At 61.3% G+C, this 16,598-nt stretch carries 14 protein-coding genes; 4 read left to right on the forward strand and 10 right to left on the reverse strand.

Annotation, left to right across the window (positions count from 1 at the left end):
- Window positions 1-32 precede the first annotated feature (32 nt).
- The 8 genes from aruF to acs form a co-directional block, all read right to left on the reverse strand.
- Window positions 33-1,052 (reverse strand): arginine/ornithine succinyltransferase subunit alpha, encoded by a 1,020-nt coding sequence (gene aruF, locus B2J77_RS14395; RefSeq protein WP_023533801.1) that lies wholly within the window; start codon window positions 1,050-1,052, stop codon window positions 33-35.
- A gap of 128 nt (window positions 1,053-1,180) precedes the next feature.
- Window positions 1,181-2,401, reverse strand: a complete 1,221-nt coding sequence (locus B2J77_RS14400) for an aspartate aminotransferase family protein (RefSeq protein ID WP_058637611.1) — start codon at window positions 2,399-2,401, stop codon at window positions 1,181-1,183.
- A 239-nt stretch (window positions 2,402-2,640) separates the two neighbouring features.
- Complete coding sequence (gene argR / locus B2J77_RS14405) at window positions 2,641-3,621, reverse strand: transcriptional regulator ArgR (RefSeq protein ID WP_058637610.1); 981 nt, start codon at window positions 3,619-3,621, stop codon at window positions 2,641-2,643.
- A gap of 98 nt (window positions 3,622-3,719) precedes the next feature.
- Window positions 3,720-4,484, reverse strand: coding sequence for an ABC transporter ATP-binding protein (locus B2J77_RS14410; protein WP_027915914.1), 765 nt, complete (start codon window positions 4,482-4,484; stop codon window positions 3,720-3,722).
- A 22-nt stretch (window positions 4,485-4,506) separates the two neighbouring features.
- Window positions 4,507-5,205, reverse strand: a complete 699-nt coding sequence (locus B2J77_RS14415; protein WP_023533799.1) for an ABC transporter permease — start codon at window positions 5,203-5,205, stop codon at window positions 4,507-4,509.
- Entirely contained in the window at window positions 5,202-5,891 is a 690-nt protein-coding gene (locus B2J77_RS14420; RefSeq protein ID WP_058637609.1) for an ABC transporter permease, read from the reverse strand. The genes B2J77_RS14415 and B2J77_RS14420 overlap by 4 nt, the downstream gene beginning before the upstream one ends.
- An 88-nt stretch (window positions 5,892-5,979) precedes the next feature.
- Window positions 5,980-6,765, reverse strand: a complete 786-nt coding sequence (locus B2J77_RS14425; RefSeq protein WP_027915913.1) for an ABC transporter substrate-binding protein — start codon at window positions 6,763-6,765, stop codon at window positions 5,980-5,982.
- A gap of 556 nt (window positions 6,766-7,321) precedes the next feature.
- Window positions 7,322-9,283, reverse strand: a complete 1,962-nt coding sequence (gene acs / locus B2J77_RS14430) for an acetate--CoA ligase (protein WP_058605578.1) — start codon at window positions 9,281-9,283, stop codon at window positions 7,322-7,324.
- Between the two features lie 383 nt (window positions 9,284-9,666).
- On the opposite strand from acs, the gene B2J77_RS14435 reads away from it, so the two are divergent.
- Window positions 9,667-9,921: a DUF2790 domain-containing protein gene (locus tag B2J77_RS14435; protein ID WP_027915912.1), complete on the forward strand. Its 255-nt coding sequence runs from the start codon at window positions 9,667-9,669 to the stop codon at window positions 9,919-9,921.
- Between the two features lie 104 nt (window positions 9,922-10,025).
- On the opposite strand, the gene B2J77_RS14440 is transcribed toward B2J77_RS14435, so the two are convergent.
- A complete protein-coding gene (locus B2J77_RS14440; RefSeq protein ID WP_058637608.1) occupies window positions 10,026-11,588 on the reverse strand; it encodes a sigma-54-dependent transcriptional regulator in 1,563 nt (520 codons plus the stop codon).
- Window positions 11,589-11,838: 250 nt separating this feature from the next.
- Here B2J77_RS14440 and phhA point away from each other — a divergent pair, with 250 nt between their 5' ends.
- From phhA to B2J77_RS21730, 3 genes are all read left to right on the forward strand, one after another.
- Complete coding sequence (gene phhA / locus B2J77_RS14445) at window positions 11,839-12,627, forward strand: phenylalanine 4-monooxygenase (RefSeq protein WP_058605580.1); 789 nt, start codon at window positions 11,839-11,841, stop codon at window positions 12,625-12,627.
- Window positions 12,628-12,667: 40 nt separating this feature from the next.
- Complete coding sequence (locus tag B2J77_RS14450; protein WP_023533765.1) at window positions 12,668-13,024, forward strand: 4a-hydroxytetrahydrobiopterin dehydratase; 357 nt, start codon at window positions 12,668-12,670, stop codon at window positions 13,022-13,024.
- Window positions 13,025-13,261: 237 nt separating this feature from the next.
- A complete protein-coding gene (locus tag B2J77_RS21730; protein ID WP_256675167.1) occupies window positions 13,262-13,390 on the forward strand; it encodes a hypothetical protein in 129 nt (42 codons plus the stop codon).
- A gap of 88 nt (window positions 13,391-13,478) precedes the next feature.
- On the opposite strand, the gene B2J77_RS14455 is transcribed toward B2J77_RS21730, so the two are convergent.
- On the reverse strand, window positions 13,479-16,499 hold the full coding sequence (locus tag B2J77_RS14455) for an FAD-binding and (Fe-S)-binding domain-containing protein (RefSeq protein WP_078478903.1): 3,021 nt from the start codon (window positions 16,497-16,499) through the stop codon (window positions 13,479-13,481).
- Window positions 16,500-16,598 lie beyond the last annotated feature (99 nt).

The following is a 16,598-nucleotide window of genomic DNA, read 5'->3' on the forward strand; positions in this document are numbered from 1 at the left end:
CTCTGCTAATCCTGCAAGATTGCGGGCGGCGCTCAGGCCGCGACCAGCCGCACACTGGCACCCTCACCCACCCCCAGGGCGTCGGCCACCTCCTGGCTCAGGCTGACGGGCTTGCCAGGTACCCAGTCCAGTTCCACCAGCACGGCACGGTAATCTTGCAGCTGGCCGTTGCAGACCAGGTACGGCCGTGTGCCGCGGGCCGCAACCGGCTCGATCTTCACGGGCGCCACGCGGCTTTGCGCAATCGAACGAATACCCGAGGTACGGGCATGCAGGGTGGGACCGCCATCGAAGATGTCGATGTAGTGCTCGGTTTCGAAGCCTTCGCGCATGAGGATGTCGAAGGTGATCTGTGCCCGCGGATGCACCTGGCCCATGGCTTCCTGCGCAGCGTCAGGCAGCAAGGGCACATAGATGGGGTAATGAGGCATCAGCTCGGCCAGGAACGTGCGGCTCTTGAGGCCGCACAGGCGCTCGGCATCGGCATAGCTCAAGTCGAAGAAGTTGCGCCCGATGGCGTCCCAGAAGGGCGACTCGCCCTGCTCGTCGCTAAAGCCGACGATTTCCGTCACAACCGACTCGGCAAAACGCTCGGGGTGCGATGCCATGAACAACAGGCGACCCCGTGAGTTGAGCTCGGCCCACCCACTGCCCACAAGCTCGGGCAGCACGTAGAAACTGGTCAGCAAGCTGTTGCCGGTCAGGTCGTGACACAGCGACAGGACGTGAATCTTGTTGTGGATTTTCAGTTCCCGCGAGGCGTGGACGAACGTTTCGTTGCGAAAACTGTAGAAAGGCTCGGAATACCCTGCCGAGGCGACTATGGCCGAGCAGCCAGCCAGCTTGCCGGTCTCGCTGTCTTCGAGCACGAAGAAGTAGCGCTCCTCGCCATTGAAGCTGACCTCGGCGGCGAAGGAGGTCTCGGAGGCGGCGATCTTGTCGCCCAGCCGAGCGCTGTCGTCCGGCAACGAGGTGACACCAATGGGGCTGTCCGCAGCCATTCGCTGCACTTCGTTCAGATCAGCCATTTGCGCCGGGCGCATCACCAGCATGGTGTCACTCCTTGGAAAACGCGCTGCCAATGGCGGCGCGTGAAAAAGGCAGGCGCCAGGCGCCTGCGTTGGAATCCGGGCTCACCGGCCGGTGTTGCACCGGCGCGGCGCCAACCCTGCGAGCCGGCTCAGCCTTGGGTCAAGGTGATCACGGCACGTTCGAAGCGCTGCAGGCCTTCGTCGATGTCGGCATCCTCGACCACCAGGCTAGGTGCGAAACGCACCACGTCAGGCCCTGCCTGCAACACCATGACGCCTTCCTTCTCAGCGGCGTTGAGCACGTCCTTGGCCTTGCCCTGCCAGGCCTCGGAAAGCACACAACCGATCAGCAGGCCCACGCCGCGCACATGACTGAACAGCCCATTGTCGCGGCCGATCTGCTCCAGACGAGACTTGAAACGCTCATGCTTGGCCTTGATGCCTGCCAGGGTCTGCGGGGTGTTGATCACGTCCAGCACGGCGCAGGCCACCGCGCAGCCCAGCGGGTTGCCGCCATAGGTCGTACCGTGGGTGCCGACAGCCAGGTGCTTGGCCAAGTCATTGGTGGTGAGCATGGCGCCGATGGGGAAGCCGCCGCCCAGGCTCTTGGCGCTGGTCAGGATGTCGGGCGTCACGCCATAGTGCTGGTAGGCATACAGCGACCCGGTACGACCGACACCGGTCTGCACCTCGTCGAATATCAGCAGGGCATTGTGCTGGTCGCACAAGGCGCGCGCGCCTTCCAGGTAGGCCTTGTCAGCCGGCACCACACCACTTTCGCCCTGGATCGGCTCGATCACCACAGCGCAGGTCTTGTCGGAAATGCGCGCCTTCAACGCTTCCAGGTCGTTGTAGGGCACGTGGCTGATACCCGTGATTTTCGGCCCGAAACCATCGGAATACTTTGGCTGGCCGCCCACGCTCACGGTAAACAACGTGCGGCCGTGGAAGCTGTTGAGCGTTGCGATGATCTCGTGCTTTTCAGGGCCGAAGCGGTCGTGGGCTACACGGCGGGCCAACTTGAACGCCGCCTCGTTGGACTCGGCGCCAGAGTTGCAGAAGAACGCTCGGTCGGCAAACGTGGCCTCAACCAGCTTGTGAGCCAGGCGCAGGGCCGGCTCGTTGGTGAAGACGTTGGATACATGCCACAGGGTATTGGCCTGATCGGTCAGAGCCTTGACCAAGGCCGGATGGCAGTGGCCCAGGGCATTGACAGCGATGCCACCGGCAAAGTCGATCAATTCACGGCCAGTCTGGTCCCAGACACGGGAGCCCTCGCCTCGCACAGGAATGAAGGCCGCCGGGGAGTAATTGGGGACCATGACCTGATCGAAATCGGCACGTAGCACCGGGGCTTGCTCAACGGACATCTGAGTCTCCTGAAGAGGATCGCTGACCTGGAAGTGGCGAGCGATGGGGGGGATTGTAAGGAACGATCAGCGCGTGGCCTTGCGGCCAAGCGACAACTTGTTACAGCGCAAAACCGGCATTCGGGCGGGCTTTCGGCAATGCGACAAACACTGTCGCAATCGCGCAGTGTACGGCAGAGAAGAAGCTGGGTGAACGGGTGTTCACCTCGTTGTGCAGCCCGGGCGTGCCGGCACGTCGACTAACCTTTTTCAGCCGGCGCGGAGCTCAGTTCGAACGGGCTACTGTTGCGTCGCTGATTGCGGTCTTCACGGGGGGTGGCGCCAAAGAAGTTACGGTAGGCGCTGGAGAAATGCGGGCCGGAGGAGAAGCCGCACGACAGGCCTATCTGGATGATGGACTTGCTGGTCTGCATCAGCATCTGCCGTGCCTTGTTCAAGCGCAGTTCCAGGTAATACTGGCTCGGCACCCGGCTCAGGTATTGTTTGAAGATGCGCTCGAGCTGTCGCCGTGACACGCAGACATGCTGGGCAATTTCATCGGTGGTCAGCGGCTCCTCGATGTTGGCCTCCATCAACAGCACCGCCTGGGTGAGCTTGGGGTGGCTCGAGCCCAGCCGGTTCTGCAGCGGGATGCGCTGGCGCTCACCGCCCTCGCGAATACGCTCGACCACCAGTTCCTCGGACACCGCGCCTGCCAGCTCAGCGCCATGGTCACGGGCCAGCACTGCCAGCAACAGGTCGGTGACCGCCATACCGCCGCAGGCCGTCAGGCGATCACGGTCCCAGTCGAATAGATGACTAGTGGCGATGACCTTGGGGAAGCGCTCGGCAAAATCGTCCTGCCAGCGCCAATGCACGGCTGCGCGGTAACCGTCGAGCAGGCCAAGCATGGCCAGTGGGTAGACTCCGGCAGACAGCCCGCCAATCATGCAGCCGCTGCGGGCCAATTGCTTGAGCGCCGTCGACAGCGCAGCCCCGATGTTGCCCGGCGCCTCATCGGCCATCAAAAACAGCTTGTGGCACCCTTCCAGGCGCCCGTTCCAAGGTTCGCCGGGCATGCGCCAGCTGCCTTCGACCGGGGCTTCGGCTTGCAGGAACAGGGTTTCGTAAACCACGTCGGGATGGACCCGCTGCGCCACCTGCAGGACTTCTTCGGCCAGCGCCAGGGTCAGTGGCCGGGTGCTGGGCCAGATGAGAAAACCAATTCGCTGGGTGGTCATAGGGTAAGGTCCGAAACCTGAGATCGTTCGATTCGATGCGCCGGGTCAGGCTGCGCGTGACACGCAGCATGCCCTATCGTGGTGCAAAAAAGCAGCTTTTACTTCAGGCTGCCGGACAGGAACTGCTTCAGGCGTTCCGAACGCGGGTTGGCCAGCACCTCACGGGGGCAGCCGGTCTCTTCGACCAGGCCCTTGTGCAGGAACACCAACTGGTTGGACACCTCGCGGGCAAAACCCATTTCGTGGGTCACCACCACCATGGTCCGGCCTTCCTGGGCCAGTGCCTGCATCACCTTGAGCACATCGCCAACCAGTTCAGGGTCCAGGGCCGAGGTCGGTTCGTCGAACAGCATGACCTCTGGTTCAACGGCCAGTGCGCGCGCAATGGCCACACGTTGCTGCTCGCCACCGGACATGTGCCCCGGGAAGGCATCCTTGCGGTGGGCAACCCCGACCTTCTCAAGGTAGTGCTCGGCCTTCTCCAGTGCCTCCTTGCGGCTGACCCCCAGCACATGCACTGGCGCCTCGATGATGTTCTCCAGCGCCGTCATGTGCGACCACAGGTTGAAATGCTGGAACACCATCGCCAGGCGCGAGCGCATGCGTTGCAGCTGGCGCGCATCAGCTGCCTTGAGTGCGCCATCCTTGCCGGGGGTCAGTTTCAGCTCTTCGTTGTTGAGCAGTATCTTGCCTGCATGGGGCTGCTCCAGCAGGTTGATGCAGCGCAGGAAGGTGGACTTGCCCGACCCACTGGAGCCGATGATGCTGATGACGTCGCCTGCCTTGGCCGCCAGGGAAACGCCCTTGAGGACCTCATGGCTGCCGTAGCGCTTGTGCAGGTCTTGGACTTGGAGTTTGTACATGCTGTCGATTCTCACAGAGCGGTCAGTGCTTGCGCGGCGCCAGGTAGCCGAGCCAGCGGCGTTCGGCCATCTTGAACAGGCGCACCAGGATGAAGGTCAGGCACAGGTAGAACACGCCCGCCGTGATGTAGGCCTCGAAAGGCAGGTAGTACTGGGCATTGACCGTGCGCGCGGCACCGGTGATGTCGATCAGGGTCACGATCGACGCCAGGCTGGTGGTTTGCAGCATCATGATCACTTCATTGCTGTATTGCGGCAGCGCACGGCGCAGCGCAGACGGCAGCAGGATGCGTCGGTACATCTTCATGCGCGACATGCCCATGGCCTTGGCCGCCTCGATCTCGCCATGGGGCGTGGCTTTGAGGCTGCCGGCAACGATCTCGGCGGTATAGGCGCTGGTGTTGATGGCAAAGGCCAGGCACGCGCAGAAGGTTGCGCTGGACAACAAGGGCCAGAACACGCTGGCCCTGACGGCCTCGAACTGCGCCAGACCATAGTAGATCAGGAACAGCTGCACCAGCATGGGCGTGCCACGAATGACGTAGGTGTAAAGCCAGGCCGGCAGGTTGACCCACGGGCGCTTTGACACGCGCATCAAGCCCAGCGGAATGGCCGCCAGCAAGCCGAAGAACAACGAGACTGCCAGCAGCTTGAGGGTGGTGAGCAGGCCGTCGAAATACATCGGCAACGCTTCCCAGACCACGTTGTAGTCGAAGATCATAATTCGGTCACCTTGACACCCACCGAGTAGCGGCGCTCCAGATACTTCAGCGCCAGCAACGAGACGCTGGTCAGCACCAGGTACAAGGCGGCCACTGCCAGGAAGAAGGTGAAGGGTTCACGGGTGGCATCGGCCGCCTGCTTGGCCTTGAACATCATGTCCTGCAGGCCGACCACCGAAATCAACGCCGTGGCCTTGGTCAGCACCAGCCAATTGTTGGTAAAGCCTGGAATCGCCAGGCGAATCATTTGCGGCACCTGGATGCGGAAGAACACCTGCCGGGCATTCATGCCATAGGCGACCCCCGCCTCGGCCTGGCCCTTTGGAATGCCCAGAAATGCACCCCGGAACGTTTCCGAAAGGTAGGCGCCGAAAATGAAGCCCAGCGTACCGATACCTGCCAGCAGCGGGTTCAGGTCGATATAGTCTTCGTAGCCCACCAGCGGCGCCACGCGGTTGATGATGTCCTGCCCGCCATAGAAGATCAGCAGGATCAGTACCAGATCCGGTATGCCGCGAATGACCGTGGAATACAGGTCGCCCAGCCAGGCCAGCCAGCGCACGGGCGACAAGCGCAGCGCCACGCCGATCAGGCCGAGCACGATGGCCAGGGCCATCGACGAAAGGGCAAGCTGTAGCGTCAGCCACGCCCCATCGAGGATGACTGCCCCGTAGCCTTTCAACATGTTGAGGTCCTCGACCTAGAGAATGAAAAATGGTGCAAACCTCAGCGCTTCTGCTGTTTGCACCATTGCATAGCGATTGACGGCTGACTCAGTTCGCGTCTGGGCCGTAGATGTCGAAGTTGAAGTATTTCTTCTCGATCTCTTTGTACTTGCCATTGGCACGGATGGCATCGATGGCCGCATTGATGCGATCGACGTTGGCCTTGTCACCCTTGCGCACGGCAATGCCGACGCCGTCACCGAAGTACTTCACGTCGGTGAAGGCAGGGCCTACGAACGCGAAGCCCTTGCCGGCATCGGTCTTGAGGAAGCCATCTTCCAACAGCGTGGCGTCGGCCACGGTGCCGTCCAGGCGACCAGCCGCCACGTCCAGGTAGATTTCGTTCTGCGTGCCGTATGGCACCACGGTGGCGCCTTTGGGCGCGAGCACTTCCTTGGCGAAGCGATCGTGGATCGAGCCACGCTGCACGCCAATCTTCTTGCCCTTGAGCTCATCGAGGCTGTCGGTGACCGCGGTACCTTCCTTCATCACCAGACGCGCCGGGGTGAGGTAGTAACGCTTGGTGAAGTCCACCGACTTCTTGCGGTCTTCGGTGATGGACATCGAAGACAGGATGGCGTCGATCTTGCGCACTTTCAGCGCAGGAATCAGGCCGTCGAACTCCTGCTCGACCCAGGTGCACTTGGCCTTCATCTCTTCGCACAGGGCGTTGCCGATGTCGTAGTCGAAGCCGGCGATGCTGCCATCGGGCTGCTTGAAGGCAAAAGGAGGGTAAGCCGCTTCGATACCGATTTTCAGCGGTTTTTCATCGGCCTGCGATACCAGGGAAAACACGGACAGCGCCAGGGCGCCAAGCAGTGCGAGCTTCTTCATCAGGTAACTCCATCGGTACGGGGCAATACAAGGCAGGTAACAGCTGCCCGATATGCGAATGGTTACAACGCGAGCCGCGCAGGGTTCGACCAAGGTCGCAGACCACGAGCGAGTGAATGGCATTTTAACGACAGCCCGGTAGTCGAAATTTCTTCAAAGCGACAACTACTTACAGAAGCGCCTGAAACCGCTGCGGGCGATGTTGACAGCCAATGCAGAATATGCAAAAGCGCAAGAGGTTGAACCCATGAATCTAGCAAATCCTGGGCCTATTATTGGCAAACCCTTGTGGGACGGCAAGTGTAGCGTGATGGAGCGTTCTACAAGACAGCCAAAATGCCCCTAAACAGCGCCAAGTGTTTCCAGGCGCCCCGCCATAGCGCATTGCTGGTGACAGAAAAGTAACCGATCACTGCCGGGTAACAGGCCCAGCGGTCTATAAAGCAAAAACCCCGCCGGTTAACCCGGCGGGGCCTGTGCTGGACGATGGTGCACTGGCGGCGCGCCCCAAATCAGCTTGCCATCAAGCTTGAATCTCGGACCGCGCGCAGTGCCGTCAAGCCGTGGCCAGGCTCATGGCCTTGTGCGTGTCGATCAGGTGCTGCACAACACCTGGGTCTGCCAAGGTCGAGATGTCCCCCAGCGCGTCGTACTCGGCGGTTGCAATCTTGCGCAGGATGCGGCGCATGATCTTGCCCGAACGGGTCTTTGGCAATCCCGGTGCCCACTGAATCACATCCGGCGAGGCGATCGGGCCGATTTCCTTGCGCACCCAGTTCTTCAGTTCAAGGCGCAGTTGCTCGCTTGGCTCGACGCCAGCATTGAGGGTGACGTAGACATAGATACCCTGGCCCTTGATGTCGTGCGGCACGCCCACCACCGCGGCCTCGGCCACCTTGGCGTGCGCCACCATGGCACTTTCGATCTCGGCGGTGCCCATGCGGTGGCCCGAGACGTTCAGCACGTCATCCACGCGACCGGTGATCCAGTAGTAGCCGTCCTCGTCGCGGCGGGCGCCGTCACCGGTGAAGTACATGCCCCGGAACGTCTTGAAGTAGGTATCGACAAACCGGTCATGGTCACCGTATAGCGAGCGCGACTGGCCTGGCCATGAATCGAGGATCACCAGGTTGCCCTCGGTCGCGCCTTCGATCAGGTTGCCCAGGTTGTCCACCAGGGCCGGTACCACGCCAAAGAACGGGCGCGTGGCCGAGCCTGGCTTGAGCGCCGTCGCACCTGGCAATGGGCTGATGAGGATGCCGCCGGTTTCGGTCTGCCACCAGGTATCGACGATCGGGCAACGCTCCTTGCCCACAGTCTTGTAGTACCAGTTCCAGGCTTCGGGGTTGATCGGCTCGCCCACAGAGCCCAGCAGGCGCAGGCTGGAACCGTCGGCGCCGTCTACGGCCGCCTGCCCTTCGGCCATCATGGCGCGGATGGCGGTGGGTGCGGTGTAGAGGATGTTGACTTTGTGCTTGTCGACGATCTTGGACACGCGGGTGATGTCCGGGTAGTTCGGCACACCTTCGAACAACACGGTGGTGGCGCCGTTGGCGAGCGGGCCGTAGACGATGTAGCTGTGGCCCGTGACCCAGCCGACGTCGGCGGTGCACCAGTACACCTCGCCCGGGCGGTAGTCGAACACGCGCTCATGGGTCAGCGCCGCGTATACCAGGTAGCCACCGGTGGTGTGCAGCACGCCCTTGGGCTTGCCGGTCGAGCCGGAGGTGTAGAGGATGAACAGGGCTTCCTCAGCCCCCATTTCCTTCGGCGCGCAGTGGCTGGAAGCCACTTTCATCAGGTCTTCGTACCAGATGTCGCGGTGCTGGTGCCAGGCAATGTCGCCGCCGGTGCGCTTGCAGACGATGATCTTCTGCACGCTGCTGGTTTCAGGGTTGGTCAGTGCCAGGTCGACATTGGCCTTGAGCGGTGTACGGCGACCGCCGCGCACGCCTTCGTCAGCAGTGATCACCACCTTGGACTTGCAATCGATGATGCGCCCTGCCAGGGCCTCGGGAGAGAACCCACCGAATACGACCGAATGGATTGCACCGATACGGGCGCATGCCAGCATGGCGACCACAGCCTCGGGAATCATCGGCATGTAGATGGTGACCACATCGCCGCGGTGCACGTCTTGCCCGCGCAAGGCGTTGGCGAACTTGCACACTTGCTCGTGCAGTTCGCGGTAGGTGATGTTGCGGTGCTCGGAGGGGTCGTCGCCTTCCCAGATAATGGCCAGTTGATCGCCACGCTCTTCCAGGTGACGGTCCAGGCAGTTGGAGGAAACGTTCAGAGTGCCGTCGGCAAACCATTTGATGTCCACGTGGTGGTCATCGAAGGAAGTCTGCTTGACCTTGGTGAAGGGCTTGATCCAGTCGATGCGCTGGGCCTGCTCACGCCAGAAGCCGTCCGGGTTGATCACCGACTGCTGGTACATGGCCTTGTAGGTGGCCTCGTCTGTCAGGGTAGTGGCCGCGATCTCGGGACGAACGGGATACAGTGGAGCCGCACTCATCGTGTTTACCTCGGTGTAATAGTTGTTTTTGTATGGGACCGATGTAACTGTACCAGAGCGATAACCGCCATTCGACGTTGGTAGTAATTTGCCAGTCGATCGGGTCGCAACCGCTCAAGCGCGGGCATTGTGCTGCCTTGCAAGGTGCAGGCCGTGGATTATTACCAATTTCACCAACAGACTTTATCAAAAGTCCCACTGTTTCACCCTGGGTCACAGTTCTAGAATTGATCTCGCCAGCAACGGCAAGAAGATTGACAACCTGTAACCGCCCCCACGAAGGCAACTGTCACTTCTCTGCAAACTTGATCAATACCTTAACGGTTGTCGTAGTGCCTCACGCACGGCGCGCACCGTCACGACCTTAAATAGGCAGATAAAACATGAAAGCTTTAATGGTAGTACTGCTGGGCAGTCTGTGCGGGACGGCCATGGCCGACGAAGCCCAGGCCGCCGAACAGGCACCGGTTGAACAGTACAGTTACTCGCAACACCTGGACATCGACCACGTCATTTCCATGAGTGAAATCCCCAATGTCTGCGGCGTAGTGCCCGCTCGCATGACCTATGCCGACTCGCAGGGCCACACCCACGTGCTGGAATACCGCGTGATGGGCAACGGCTGCTCCAACGGCTGACAGCGCGGCGACCAAGGGGGCCGAATGACCCCCTTCGCGGCCGTCTGCACACAAGTAATACTGAAAGTTAAAAGCGACAGAACACTACCCTGAGTACAGTCCAATCAGTGCCCTGCTGATTTTCCAAGTGAATAATCTTTTAACTTATTGGCAATGGTCGTGTGCGATACGCCCAAGCGCTTGCCCAATGCTCGGCTGCTTGGAAACTCCTTGAGCAAACTTTCCAATACAGCTTTTTCAAAACGCCCGACAATATCGGACAATGCACCGTCCAGTGAAAAATCCCCCAACGGCTGTCGCACGCCATAATCGGGTAACCGCACATGCTCACTCTTGACCACACCGTTTTCACATAACGACACCGCCTGGAATACCACGTTTTCCAACTGCCGAACGTTACCCGGCCAATCATAGCTGGCCAACTTTTGCATCGCCCCTGTCGCCAGGCGAGGCATGGCGCATCCGATCTGCCGACTGGCCTGATCGAGAAAAAACTGCACCAGCCCCTCGAGCCCATCCATGCATTCGCGCAAGGGCGGAATGTGCAACGACAGCACGTTGAGCCGGTGGTACAAGTCCTGGCGGAATTCGCCCCGGGCACAGAGCTCGGACAGGTCCACCTGCGTGGCGCAGATCACCCGTACATCCAGATAGACCTCCTCGTCGCTACCCACACGGCGAAAACATCCGTCCTGCAAGAACCGCAACAACTTCACCTGAAGCCGCGGGCTCATTTCAGCCACGCCATCGAGAAACAGCGTGCCGCCGGCTGTCAGCTCCAGCAGCCCCAGCTTGCCTTCGGCGCGGGCACCTTCGAAGGCGCCCGGCCCGTAGCCGAACAGCTCGGTCTCGGCCATCGACTCAGGCAAGCCGGCACAGTTGAGCGCCATCAGCGGCGACTGCCCACGCGGGCTCGCCAGGTGGCACGCCCTGGCCAGAAGCTCCTTGCCGGTGCCGGTCTCCCCTTCGATCAACAGCGGCGCATCCAGCGGCGCCATTCGCCTTGCTTCACGGACAACGGCAGCCATCAGGCGTGAGCTCTGGAAAATGCTGTCGAACCCCCGCAACTCCTGCTTGCGCACATTGTAGATACGTTCACCGATACGATCGGCACGGTGCAGGGTGAGCACGGCGCCGGCCAACGCTTCGCTGTCATCGTGCTCGGACTGCAACGGCGCGATGTCGGCCAGGAACACATGGCCCTTAACCTGTACCCGCAGACCGTTGATACGCGACTTGTTGCTGCGCACCAGTTCCGGCAAGTCGAAGTCGTCCACGTAGCGAGCCAGTGGCAGGCCGGGCACTTCGTCGACCCGCACCCCCAGCAATTGGGCTGCCGACCGGTTTGCCGCCACGATGCTGCCACCCATGTCGATCGAGAGCACGGGAAACTCCAGCGCCCCAAGCAGCGCATTGAGTTCCATGTGCCGGCGCTCGCTGGGCATCAGCCCCACGCGCTTGACGCCGAATACGCCCGTGATGGCCTCGAACTTGGGGCGCAGGGCCTGGAACTGGAGGTTGATGAGGTTCGGGCAATGCAGGTAGATGGCGTTGCCATGGTCACCCCCTACTTCGCCCCGCAAGACGTTGATGCCGTAGTCGACCAACAGGTTGAGGATGTCGCGCAGAATCCCGATACGGTTCTGGCAGTGCACTTTGATACGCATAAGGGATACGCCTGGCAAAAACTTCCCGCCTGAGCGGAAAACTTGTAAAGGAATTCTTACGAAATGACCGCTGATGATCATTGCAGGAGCTTGATGTTGGGACAATTCAGGGGTTTTGTAAAATTATCCTTACAAAATAGCGTGCCCGCCTGGGCCCTATCCCCTCCATGAGTAGATGTGCACTGTGCATTAACGGGTTATTTCTGATGCCTACCTGTACATAACGACAAGAGCTGATCAGGAGACCTCCATGAAGCACACCCACTATGTGGCACGCGAGCCTGATGCGCAGGGGTTCATCGATTACCCGCAGCAGGAGCATGGCGTGTGGAACACGTTGATCACCCGCCAACTGAAGGTGATCGAAGGGCGTGCCTGTCAGGAATACCTCGACGGTATCGAGCAGTTGAAGCTGCCTCATGACCGCATCCCGCAGCTAGGTGAGATCAACAAGGTGCTGGGGGCAACCACCGGCTGGCAGGTCGCACGGGTTCCGGCATTGATTCCGTTCCAGACCTTCTTCGAGCTGCTTGCCAGCAAGCGCTTCCCGGTGGCAACGTTCATTCGCACGCCCGAAGAACTGGACTACCTCCAGGAACCGGACATCTTTCACGAAATCTTCGGCCACTGCCCGCTGCTGACCAACCCCTGGTTTGCCGAATTCACCCATACCTACGGCAAGCTGGGCCTGGCCGCCACCAAGGAACAGCGCGTCTATCTGGCGCGCCTGTACTGGATGACCATCGAATTCGGCCTGATGGACACACCCAACGGCCGCAAGATCTACGGCGGTGGCATTCTGTCCTCGCCCAAGGAGACGGTCTACAGCCTGTCTGGCGAACCCGAGCATCAGGCCTTCGACCCCATCGAGGCCATGCGCACCCCTTATCGGATCGACATCCTGCAGCCGGTGTACTTCGTGCTGCCAGAGCTCAAGCGCCTGTTCGACCTTGCTCACGAAGACATCATGGGCATGGTCGCGCAAGCCCAGCAGCTAGGCTTGCACGCGCCGAAGTTTCCACCCAAGGTTGCCGCTTGAACGCTGCTTGCCACTCACAACGCCACATGGATAACAACGTATGAATGCCTTGAACCAAGCCCACTGCGAAGCCTGCCGCGCCGATGCACCAAAAGTCAGCGAGCAGGAGCTGGCCGAGCTGATTCGCGAAATTCCGGACTGGAACATCGAAGTGCGTGACGGCCACATGGAGCTTGAGCGCGTATTCTTGTTCAAGAACTTCAAGCATGCCCTGGCGTTCACCAACGCCGTCGGGGAAATTGCCGAGGCCGAAGGGCATCACCCGGGACTGCTGACCGAGTGGGGCAAGGTGACCGTCACCTGGTGGAGCCACTCGATCAAAGGCCTGCACCGTAACGACTTCATCATGTGCGCACGCACCGACAAAGTTGCCGAGACGGCCGAAGGGCGCAAGTAAACTGCCCAAGGCTTCAGTCGCGGGGCTCACACGGGCGTGGCCGTCGGTCACGCCTTTTTATGCAGCCAGAACAGCCTTGAGCCTGCGGCATGACCTGAGTTGATCGATCCGCTGGGCTAACCGAGCGTAGGAAAAAAGCCAAACTGTCATCCAGACTTGTGTATCCTGCCCCAGCTTCTTGAAGCTTCACACGCGCCTGGCGCAGCCTTTTCACTCACACTTGCGAGGAACGACGAGATGCATGAGATCCCGAATCTTCCCTTCCCAAGCCTGAACCCAGAAGAGCCCACCGTTACCGCCCACGCTGACTCGGCACCTGCTCTCGAGCAGGAAGGTGACGATCAGACCAGCGCCGACCAGGACTAGACCGCGCGCACTGGCTGTGTGAAAACGGCTGATATGGCGCCTTGCGTTTCAGCACGTTTTCACACCGCTCGGTCGAGCAAGTTTCCCTTCAGCCCCTGGCGTACTGCAACACCACTTCCAATGGATGACGCATCGGCCGCCCAGCCATGCGCTTGACCTGGCTGCGGCAGGAATAACCGGTCGCCAATGGCTCCCCCTCCTTATCCAGTTTCAGCGCCCAGGACTGTTCGAAGATGTTCTTTGAGGTCTGCTGATTACGCGCCTCGTGTCCATAGGTACCTGACATGCCGCAGCAGCCGGTGGCCTCGGTGATCAGCTTGAGCCCAATGCGTTCGAACACCTGCTCCCACTGCCGGGTACTGGCAGGGGCGTTGGTCTTCTCGGTGCAATGGGCCATCAGACGGAAGGTGGACGTGCACCCTGCCGCTTGCTCGGGCAGTGCGCCCAGCAGCCATTCCTGAGGCAACAGCACAGTGGGGCACCCCTCGAGCCCAGGCACTTTCAGGTATTCCTGGCGATAGACGAGGGTCATGGCCGGATCCAGCCCGACCAACGGTACGCCGCAGTCAGCCAACGCCTTGAGCTGGGCGGCATTGCGCACGGCGGCCTTGGCGAAGGCACCCAGAAAGCCCTGAACATGCAGTGGCTTGCCATTGGCACTGTACGGTGCCAAGTAAACCTTGTGGCCCAGGCGATGCGCCAAGTCGATGAATGCCGACAGCAACGGCGTCTCGAAGTAACGGGTGAAGGCATCTTGCACCAGCACGATGCTGCGCTCGCGTTGGGCAGGCGTCAGTTCGCGCAGCGCCGGCACCGTAGCCATGCCCACGCCACAGCGTGTCAGGGTCGCCTGGAAGTTGAAACGGCTGATCAACGGGCTATCGACCATGCCTACCTGCTCGGCCAGCAGGCGGCTGACCCATTTCGAGCTCATCACCGCGTTGTACAGACCAGGCGCATGGGCCAGATAGGGGATGGTGAACTCCAGCGAGCCGATCAAGTAGTCACGCAGAGGGCGCTGGTACCGGGTGTGGTACAGCTCGAGAAAACGCGAGCGAAAATCAGGTACGTTGACCTTGATCGGGCACTGCCCTGCGCAGGACTTGCAGGCCAGGCAGCCAGCCATTGCGTCATAAACTTCATGGGAAAAGTCAGCCTGACCCTGGCGCCGCGCCCGCTCGTTGCGCAACCGCGCAGGCAGCCCTTTGATCCATGAAACCGGCTTGCGCGCCACCTCCAATACATCCACGCCCGCATCACCCTGCAGGCGCAACCACTCGCGCATGAGCGAAGCCCGCCCTTTGGGCGAGTGCCGACGTTCACGAGTCGCCTTCCACGACGGGCACATGGCGTCGTTCGGGTCGTAGTTGTAGCAGGCACCGTTGCCGTTGCAATGCACGGCGCTGCCATAGGCCTGCCAGACCCGCTCATCGATGGTGCGGTCCAACTCGCCACGCAAGGTCACGCCATCGACCTTGGTCAGGCCCTCGCTGGCACCGGGCGGTGTGCAGATCTTGCCGGGGTTGAGCTGGTTGTGCGGGTCGAACGCGCCTTTGAGGCGCTGCAGTGCCGGGTACAGCTCGCCAAAATACTCGGGCACGTACTCAGAACGCAGGCCCTTGCCATGCTCGCCCCACAACAAACCGCCGTAGCGACGGGTCAACGCAGCCACCGCATCGGAGACAGGCTTGACCAAGGCCGCCTGAGCCGGGTCCTTCATGTCCAGCGCGGGGCGCACGTGCAGCACGCCGGCATCGACGTGGCCGAACATGCCGTACGCCAACCCGTAGCCGTCGAGCAAGGCACGGAACTCGGCGATGTAGTCGGCGAGTTTTTCCGGTGGCACCGCCGTATCCTCGACGAAGGGCTGCGGCCGCACTTCGCCTTCGACATTGCCCAGCAGGCCGACCGAGCGCTTGCGCATGGCGTAGACGCGGGTCACCGCCTCAGCGCCCTCGGCCAGCGTATGGCCGAGACGCTCGACGCTGGTGTCGGCGCGCAAGTGATCGATAAACGCCTGGACCTTGGCGTTGACCTCGATGGTGTCATCACCGCAGAACTCGACCAGGTTGATGCCCAGCGTGGGGCGCTCGGGGTCGGCCGGGAAATACTCGGCCACGCTGTGCCAGACGATGTCCTTCATCGCCAGCCCGAGCACTTTGGAATCGACGGTCTCGATGGACAGCGGCCGCTGCGCCATCAAGGCATTGGCATCGCGCAGCGCGTCCATGAAGCTTGCGTACCGTACGTTCACCAGGACGGCATACTTGGGAATCGGCAGCACGTTGAGCTTGGCCTCGACCACATACCCCAGCGACCCCTCGGCGCCGCACAGCACACTGTTGAGGTTGAAGCGGCCCTGCTCGTCGCGCAGGTGCGCCAGGTCGTAGCCGGTCAGGCAGCGATTAAGCGGGGGAAAGGTGGTGCGGATGAGTTCAGCCTGGGTATCGCAGATATCCAGGGCCGTGCGGTACACCTGACCCACGCGACCGGGCGCCGTACACGCAGCCTGCAGCGCCTCTTCGTCGAGCGGCAGGCTGTGCAGGCGTTCCCCCCCGAGCAGGATGCTGTGCAGCTCAAGCACATGGTCGCGCGTTTTGCCATAGGTGCAACTGCCCTGCCCGCTGGCGTCGGTGTTGATCATGCCACCCACGGTCGCCCGGTTCGACGTGGACAGTTCAGGCGCAAAGAACAAGCCATGGGGTTTGAGGGCGGCGTTGAGCTGGTCCTTGACCACACCCGCCTGCACCCGCACCCAACGCTGCTCGGCATTGATTTCAAGAATGCCGTTCATGTGCCGCGACAGGTCCACGACCACGCCATCGGTCAACGACTGGCCATTGGTGCCCGTGCCGCCGCCGCGCGGGGTCAGTTTGATCGCCTGGAAACGCGGCTCGCCCATCAGCGTGGCGACCCGCGCCACGTCATCGGCGTCCAGGGGGAACACCGCGGCCTGCGGCAGACGCTGGTAGATGGAGTTGTCGGTGGCCAGGACGGTTCGGGTACCGTAGTCGGCGCTGATCTGGCCACGGAAACCACTGTCACGCAGGGCTTGGAGAAATGCCGGGTAGTCGGCGTCAGGGGCAACGGTAGGTAGCTGGGCGATCATCGAAGGACGGCCTCGGAATAGGGCTGATTCACGGAAAAGATGTCGTGGCGGCATGGGTGGTGCCGGCAACGGTGACGTATGTGGCAATGTTCCTGTAGT

The organism is Pseudomonas parafulva, from assembly GCF_002021815.1.
GTDB classification, from domain to species: domain Bacteria; phylum Pseudomonadota; class Gammaproteobacteria; order Pseudomonadales; family Pseudomonadaceae; genus Aquipseudomonas; species Aquipseudomonas parafulva_B.

What these genes read in the sequence shown, in the direction of transcription:
- B2J77_RS14410 (WP_027915914.1), bottom strand. Translation starts at nt 4,484, where the DNA reads ATGTACAAACTCCAAGTCCAAGACCTGCACAAGCGCTACGGCAGCCAT.
- B2J77_RS14450 (WP_023533765.1), top strand. Translation starts at nt 12,668, where the DNA reads ATGAATGCCTTGAACCAAGCCCACTGCGAAGCCTGCCGCGCCGATGCA.
- aruF (WP_023533801.1), bottom strand. Translation starts at nt 1,052, where the DNA reads ATGCTGGTGATGCGCCCGGCGCAAATGGCTGATCTGAACGAAGTGCAG.
- argR (WP_058637610.1), bottom strand. Translation starts at nt 3,621, where the DNA reads ATGACCACCCAGCGAATTGGTTTTCTCATCTGGCCCAGCACCCGGCCA.
- B2J77_RS21730 (WP_256675167.1), top strand. Translation starts at nt 13,262, where the DNA reads ATGCATGAGATCCCGAATCTTCCCTTCCCAAGCCTGAACCCAGAAGAG.
- B2J77_RS14435 (WP_027915912.1), top strand. Translation starts at nt 9,667, where the DNA reads ATGAAAGCTTTAATGGTAGTACTGCTGGGCAGTCTGTGCGGGACGGCC.
- phhA (WP_058605580.1), top strand. Translation starts at nt 11,839, where the DNA reads ATGAAGCACACCCACTATGTGGCACGCGAGCCTGATGCGCAGGGGTTC.
- B2J77_RS14415 (WP_023533799.1), bottom strand. Translation starts at nt 5,205, where the DNA reads ATGATCTTCGACTACAACGTGGTCTGGGAAGCGTTGCCGATGTATTTC.
- B2J77_RS14440 (WP_058637608.1), bottom strand. Translation starts at nt 11,588, where the DNA reads ATGCGTATCAAAGTGCACTGCCAGAACCGTATCGGGATTCTGCGCGAC.
- B2J77_RS14455 (WP_078478903.1), bottom strand. Translation starts at nt 16,499, where the DNA reads ATGATCGCCCAGCTACCTACCGTTGCCCCTGACGCCGACTACCCGGCA.
- acs (WP_058605578.1), bottom strand. Translation starts at nt 9,283, where the DNA reads ATGAGTGCGGCTCCACTGTATCCCGTTCGTCCCGAGATCGCGGCCACT.
- B2J77_RS14420 (WP_058637609.1), bottom strand. Translation starts at nt 5,891, where the DNA reads ATGTTGAAAGGCTACGGGGCAGTCATCCTCGATGGGGCGTGGCTGACG.
- B2J77_RS14425 (WP_027915913.1), bottom strand. Translation starts at nt 6,765, where the DNA reads ATGAAGAAGCTCGCACTGCTTGGCGCCCTGGCGCTGTCCGTGTTTTCC.
- B2J77_RS14400 (WP_058637611.1), bottom strand. Translation starts at nt 2,401, where the DNA reads ATGTCCGTTGAGCAAGCCCCGGTGCTACGTGCCGATTTCGATCAGGTC.